We start from the raw sequence: 5,921 nt of genomic DNA on the forward strand, positions 1-5,921 counted from the left end.
GCGGGCTGACCCATTCCCGGCTCTGTCCGGAAGGCACGGCGAGCGCCGAAGCTACACCACTCCCTGGGACATCATCCGGCTGAAAGCCTGGTCGCTTCTTGCGGAGGATTTTGACTGGTGGGAGCCAGGGGCCCTCAAGCTCCAGCCGCAAGCAACGGTCGCGCCATCGCCTCACGTCTTCTTCGAGTTCGAAATCATAAAGATCAGTGGCCGTGAGGCTTCGGCGGAAACAGGATGAGCGGCATCTAGCGGAGCGCCCTCAGGGCATTGAGGATCACGGCCACGTCGATCACCTCCTGGAGGATCGCGCCTTCGACCGGCTGGAGATATCCGAAGGCGGCCGCAACCATTGCCCCGACTGAAAGCGCAAGCCCAACCGATACGCTCTGTAACGCGATCCGACGGCTTCGGCGCGCAATTGCAATGGCCTTGGCGACTGGTGCAAGCTCGTCGACAAGGAGCACGACGCCCGCGGCTTCAGAAGACGAGGCCGTGCCGCGAGCGCCCATGGCGACGCCGATATCAGCCGCCGCGAGCGCCGGGGCGTCATTGACGCCGTCCCCCACCATCATCACCGGGCCGTTTCCAGTCTCCCTTCTGACCGCATCGACCTTGGCTTCCGGCGTCAGGTCGCCGAGGACAGCATCCATGCCAAGCGCGTTGCCGACAATATGCGCGATCTCCGCGCGATCACCCGACGCCAGCACGAGCCTGCGGATGCCGGCCGCCCGAAGATCCGCCAGAACCGACGACGCATCTGCGCGCACCTGGTCCTTGAGAACGATCATGCCCGCGAGCGCTCCATCGATGGCGACGGCCACGGTCATCGAGGCCCGCATCTCGGGCGTTATCAGGTCATGCGGATCCTCGCAGCCGGACACGCGCTGCACAAAGCCACTTCCGCCGACAACAATCCGTCGTCCCTCGACATAGCCCTCTATGCCGGTGCCGGGCACTTCCCGCACGCTCCCCGGCTTCGACAGAGACAGACCCCTTTCGACGGCCGCACGGATCAGGGCAGCGGCAACGACATGGCCGGAGGCTTGATCCAGGCTTGCAGCCGCCCTTAGCACCGCTTCCGCCGTAAAGGGCGATGCCGTCCTGATGTCGACCACCGCCGCCTGACCATGGGTGAGCGTGCCGGTCTTGTCGAGAACCGCGGTCTGCACGCGCCCCAGCATTTCGAGCATACCGCCGTTCTTTACGAGAACGCCGATCCCAGCCGCCTTCGACATGCCGGAAATAATGGCAACCGGGACCGCGAGGATCAGGGGACAGGGTGTGGCGACGACAAGAACGGCGAGCGCGCGGATCGGATCCTCCGAAAAATACCAGGCGCCGCCCGCGATGACGAGGGTCAGCACCAGAAAGCCCATCGCGAAACGGTCTGCTATGCGGACCATGGGTGCCTTGCCAGCCTGCGCGGCCTCGACCAACTGGACGATCCCGGCATAGGTGCTTTCGGCGGCCGTCCGGCTGGCGACAAGATCGAAGGGGGCGCCCACGCAGGTCGAACCGCTCAACGCTTCAGATCCAGACGGCAACGGCTGGGGCAGCGGCTCTCCCGTCAAGGCCGCCATATCGAGCGCCGCACCTTCGCCGGAAACGATCCCGTCCACCGGCAGCACTTCACCTTGCCGGATCAGTAACCGGTCGCCGGGCCGTATCCGGGAGATCGCGACCTCCTCGAGCCCGGACGGGCCATGGCGCATGGCGAAATGCGAGATGCGCCCCATCAGGGCCGTCATCTCCCGACGCGCGCGCCCTTCGGCGAAAGATTCGAGGAGCTGGCCACCCGCATACATCAGACCGACGACGTTTCCGGCAAGCGGCTCGCCGAACACAATCGCGGCTGACATGGAAAGCGCCGCAACGATATCGAGCCCGACATCTCCCCGGCGCAAGGCGCTGAAAACCTGTAGAAGCAGACTGGCAAGGACGGCCAGCGTCGCTGCGCACCATACAAGATGAGCGTAGCGGGCGAACCGCCACGATAAGGCCAGACCGACCACCAGCCCCCCGGCGGCGACCCCGACCAGGATGATGCTCGACCGTCGCTGCCAGATGCCTTCGCTCGCTTGCGGCACGTTGCCCTCTCTATCGGTGAGGATGCGAGATGAAATAAGCCCGAATACGGCCGCACCCACCTTGCGCAGGATCAATTCCGGAAGCGGCGTTTGCTCTATAGGATGTGGATGCACCCCGCCGCGTCAGGCGCCGACTGGGTCTGTCCCGTTGGCTCTTTCAATGGACACACTCATAGTCAGATTGTGCCGCTGCTGGTCTTCGCGGCGATTTTCGCAGCAGCCACCTTCGCCAGCGCGGTTCTCGTCTCGCATTTCGGCAGCTCCGGTTTTTTTGGCCACGACCGCCCTGACGGGCGCGGTCGTTGTGGACGTCGCCGTGCTGCCCGCCCTGCAAGCGACTTGCCGCTCGACGTCATCGGAAAGGCAATCCTTGTCGCCATGGCAACGAATCCCCTGTGCCGCGCCGGCATTGCCATCCTGCTTGGGCCGCCGTCTTTCAGCGCGCCGTTTACCTCCCTCACGGTCGCCGCCGGCACCACGGCCTTGCCGTGCACAGCGTTCTTCCCACGCTATGACGAACGCTTTCACCGGCGTTGCGGGGCAGGATGGAGAACGATCAGCCAACCGTCCTCCGGCCGAAGCACATTCGGCTTCCAATAGAACTGGTGCGCCAACGCCCCGAGGACGTGAAGCCCGACAACAGCCCACAGAACGGCTTTGAGACGTCGGCATGGAAGTCGCCTGCGCCCTCGTATCCGAGATAGTAGGCGGCGGCACCGGTGACCGGCATCGCGAGCAGGAGGAGATAGAGCGTCCATTCGGAAATCTTGGCTGCCGACCTGAATATCGGTGGCTCACCCGCAGGCGCAGCCGGCACACCCTGGATGTGCCGAAGCAGAAGGCGAACAGCGGTGAGAATAAGGATCGCGATGCCGGCATAGGCGTGAAGACAAGCCATGCCGTGAGCCAGTGCAGACGCGCTGTGGAAGGGAAAACGCGAGCGATGGGGTCGTAGCCATGGACGTGTTTCGCCTTCTTTCGTGTGGCGGCTTCAGGAGGATGCAGTCACTTCGTCACCGTCAGCAGGGTATGCATCCCCGCCTCGTAGTGGCCCTTGACGTTGCAGAGCAGGAGATAGGAACCCGGACTAAGCCGCCGCTTCAGCTGGCCGTCCTTGCCCGGCTTCAGATCCGCGACTTCGCCGAGACTTTTCAAATGTTTCTCGTCCACCCGATGTTTGGAGGCGACGACATCGACCTTCTGATCGGCCGACTTCAGCTTGACCAGGACCATTTCGTGCTCTTCCGTCACCGCATCGTTGTGCACGACGAAAGTCGTCTCCCCGGCCTTTATCGTGGGACGCTCGATCGTGAGGGCCATCGGACCACCGCCTTCCCCACGTTCGATAACCTTTACGGTATTCGCTGCCCATGTCGGCGAGGTGATTGCGACGATTGCAAGCGCGGCGAAGATATTGCGACGGATGGTCATGTCGGCTTCCTTTTTTGCTGGAACGGCATCCGGCACTAGCTAGATCGCCCTGCTGACAGATGCCTGAACGAGCGACCAGCAGATCAGGATGAGTGCCTCGACGCAGTATATCCATCGGGGCGTTCCGGGCATTTACCGCACCATGAAGACAGGCACGTCGCATTTCTCCAGGATCGAGGCGGTGACGCCCCCGAAAACGCGCTCGCGCAGACGCGAATGACCATAGGCTCCCATGACGATCATTTCGCAGCCGAGTTCGAGCGCATGCTGGCGGATCACGTCTTCCGTCGGTCTGTGGCCGCTCGCGACCTGCTCAACCACGACGTTTGCACCATGGCGGAAAAGGAAGGCCGCCATGTCCGCGCCTGGCTCTCCGCCATTCTCGAAGTACCACGAATCCGGATTGACGACGACGAGGCGGACGGTATCGGCGCCTTTCAGCATCTCGATAGCCGTTTTTGCGGCACTGGCCGCCTGCGGACGCGAATTCCAGGCGACAAGGACGTCCTTCGGTTTAAGGGTAGCGCGCCCTGACTTCGGCATCAAGAGCAGGGGCGTACCGGAATTGAACGCTGTCGCCCCGATTGCCGCCTTGCGAAGCTCGGAATCCGATCGAATACCTTCGCCGGCGACGACGACATCGGCGTACATAGCGCGGGTGCCGATGTTGCTTTCGATGATGAAGCGATCGTCGTAGAGATGATCGACATCGAACGACAAGCCACCTTTCCTGCAGCGCTCGTCAGCGATGCGTCGAACGTCCACAGCCTCGTTGATTTCCTTTTGGCGCTCGTTCAGCCAGGCGGCTGCGGCCGGGTAGTCGGCCCCGAACGGCGAAATCGCGGTTCTCAGCGCCATGACGGAGAGATGCCCGTCGATTTCAGCCGCCAACGTTACGGTCTTATCGATATCCGCCTCTGTGTTCGTCGTGCCGACGAGCGAAAGTATGGTCCTGAACGACATTTCTGAGCTCCTTCATCAGAATGGTCATGCGATAAAGGAAAGCTTGCTCTCGGCACCTGCCTGCCGCGATGATCTGCGTCAAAAGAGGGTCCTGAACTGGCCCCGCTTGACCGGTGTCAATGCGGATGGTGCGCTCGGCACTAGTCTCATGGTATTCCAGCCGTCCCCGGAGGTGAGAGCCGTGAGCTATCGTACCATTCTCCTGAATCTGGACATCGATCGACCGGTCAAGCCGATCGCAAATGCCGCGGTCGACTTGGCATCGCAAGTAGGTGCAGGGTTGATCGGTCTGTGTGCTGCCCAGCCCCTCCTCTCTCCGTTCGCCATGCAAGCGAGCAGTTCCGCGGCAACGAGCGCCGTGCAGCAAATGTACAGGGACCTTGAAGACCGCATGGAGCAGGTCCATCAAGAGTTTCGTGCCGTGGCGGCCGGTCAGATCGATCTCGAATGGCGCGCAGAGATGAGCGCGCCCACCGAGGCAATTATTGAAGCTTCCCGCGCTGCCGACCTGATTGTCATGGCTGCAGCGGAAGGTGCACATATAGGGAATTTGTTTAGAACCGCTGACCCGGCCGGTGTCGCATTGCGCGCTGGCCGTCCTGTGCTCTTAGCGGCAAGCGCCGCAAAACCGATAGCGGCAGGCAAAATCGTGGTCTGCTGGAAGGACACGCGCGAGGCGCGGCGTGCTGTAGCCGATGCCATTCCTTTGTTGTCCTTGGCCAAGGACGTGACCGTCGTCTCAGTCAGCTCCGAACCCGACGCTTCGCTGCGAAAGAGCAATGCAGACGTTGTTTCCTACCTTGCACGCCACAACGTGAAAGCCAGATCCCATATTTTCAAATCCGCGGATGAGACGATCGGCCTGCTGCAATTTGTCGATCAGAGCGGCGCAGATCTCATAGTGTCGGGCGCATATGGACATAGTCGCCTGAGAGAGTGGGTATTTGGCGGTATAACCCGCTCTCTTCTCGATGAAAGCGGCCGGAATCGCCTGATGTCGAGCTAGAAGGCGGACACTGGGCCAGCCTGTAGCGTAGCGCCCTCGCCGCATGGAGGAAACGGCCTCGCAGCATTCCTCGAACCCGTCGCCATGCGACCCGGTCGAGGACAAGTTGCTTGATTGCTCTCCACATTCCCAACATCATTTTTCGGAAGCAAGAATGCGGGCGAAATGGGCCGCTTCGGGTGCCTTGGCGATCATCGTATCGATCGAAAGACTGGCCTTCCCGCTCACGCCCACTTCCCCGACAGTATCCGCCTTCACCGCACACAGAGCGCCCCCATTCTCGTAGCCAAGGGGTACCTGTTCAAGGCGGCACGAGCGTAACTCGCACGGGATTGGCAAGCTGCGTGGCCCCTCGCAGGATGATGTCCCAGGGAGTGGTGTAGCAGGTTAGCGGTGGCCATCAGTGTTTTTCCGGTAGGGTCGGTTTGTCAAAG

Annotated in this window: 6 protein-coding genes and 1 pseudogene; 3 read left to right on the plus strand and 4 right to left on the minus strand. The window is 61.9% G+C overall.

The window, feature by feature from the left end:
• Nucleotides 1–238: pseudogene (locus OCK02_RS26020) on the plus strand (hypothetical protein); the annotation flags it as partial.
• A 7-nt stretch (nt 239–245) separates the two neighbouring features.
• Here OCK02_RS26020 and OCK02_RS26025 read toward each other — a convergent pair.
• Nucleotides 246–2,087 carry a heavy metal translocating P-type ATPase gene (locus OCK02_RS26025; RefSeq protein WP_412178930.1) on the minus strand — a complete coding sequence of 614 codons (1,842 nt, stop codon included), beginning with the start codon at nt 2,085–2,087 and terminating at the stop codon, nt 246–248.
• Nucleotides 2,088–2,177: 90 nt separating this feature from the next.
• On the opposite strand from OCK02_RS26025, the gene OCK02_RS26030 reads away from it, so the two are divergent.
• A complete protein-coding gene (locus tag OCK02_RS26030) occupies nt 2,178–2,687 on the plus strand; it encodes a hypothetical protein (protein WP_263815548.1) in 510 nt (169 codons plus the stop codon).
• Here OCK02_RS26030 and OCK02_RS26330 read toward each other — a convergent pair.
• The 3 genes from OCK02_RS26330 to OCK02_RS26040 all read right to left on the minus strand — a co-directional run bounded on the left by OCK02_RS26330 (nt 2,644) and on the right by OCK02_RS26040 (nt 4,481).
• A complete protein-coding gene (locus OCK02_RS26330; RefSeq protein WP_263817269.1) occupies nt 2,644–2,985 on the minus strand; it encodes a cytochrome b in 342 nt (113 codons plus the stop codon). The two genes, OCK02_RS26030 and OCK02_RS26330, sit on opposite strands and share 44 nt — an antisense overlap.
• A 107-nt stretch (nt 2,986–3,092) precedes the next feature.
• The gene (locus tag OCK02_RS26035; protein ID WP_263815549.1) at nt 3,093–3,518 is read right to left on the minus strand and encodes a copper resistance protein; all 426 of its coding nucleotides are present in this window, start codon (nt 3,516–3,518) and stop codon (nt 3,093–3,095) included.
• 132 nt (nt 3,519–3,650) lie between these two features.
• The gene (locus OCK02_RS26040; RefSeq protein WP_263815550.1) at nt 3,651–4,481 is read right to left on the minus strand and encodes a universal stress protein; all 831 of its coding nucleotides are present in this window, start codon (nt 4,479–4,481) and stop codon (nt 3,651–3,653) included.
• Between OCK02_RS26040 and OCK02_RS26045 the strand changes: the two genes are divergently transcribed.
• Entirely contained in the window at nt 4,465–5,487 is a 1,023-nt protein-coding gene (locus tag OCK02_RS26045; RefSeq protein WP_263815551.1) for a universal stress protein, read from the plus strand. The two genes, OCK02_RS26040 and OCK02_RS26045, sit on opposite strands and share 17 nt — an antisense overlap.
• Nucleotides 5,488–5,921 lie beyond the last annotated feature (434 nt).

The sequence above is a fragment of the Rhizobium sp. TRM96647 genome (genome assembly GCF_025780115.1).
In the GTDB taxonomy this organism is placed as follows: Bacteria; Pseudomonadota; Alphaproteobacteria; order Rhizobiales; family Rhizobiaceae; genus Mycoplana.

What these genes read in the sequence shown, in the direction of transcription:
- OCK02_RS26330 (WP_263817269.1), bottom strand. Translation starts at nt 2,985, where the DNA reads ATGGCTTGTCTTCACGCCTATGCCGGCATCGCGATCCTTATTCTCACC.
- OCK02_RS26035 (WP_263815549.1), bottom strand. Translation starts at nt 3,518, where the DNA reads ATGACCATCCGTCGCAATATCTTCGCCGCGCTTGCAATCGTCGCAATC.
- OCK02_RS26045 (WP_263815551.1), top strand. Translation starts at nt 4,465, where the DNA reads ATGGTCCTGAACGACATTTCTGAGCTCCTTCATCAGAATGGTCATGCG.
- OCK02_RS26040 (WP_263815550.1), bottom strand. Translation starts at nt 4,481, where the DNA reads ATGTCGTTCAGGACCATACTTTCGCTCGTCGGCACGACGAACACAGAG.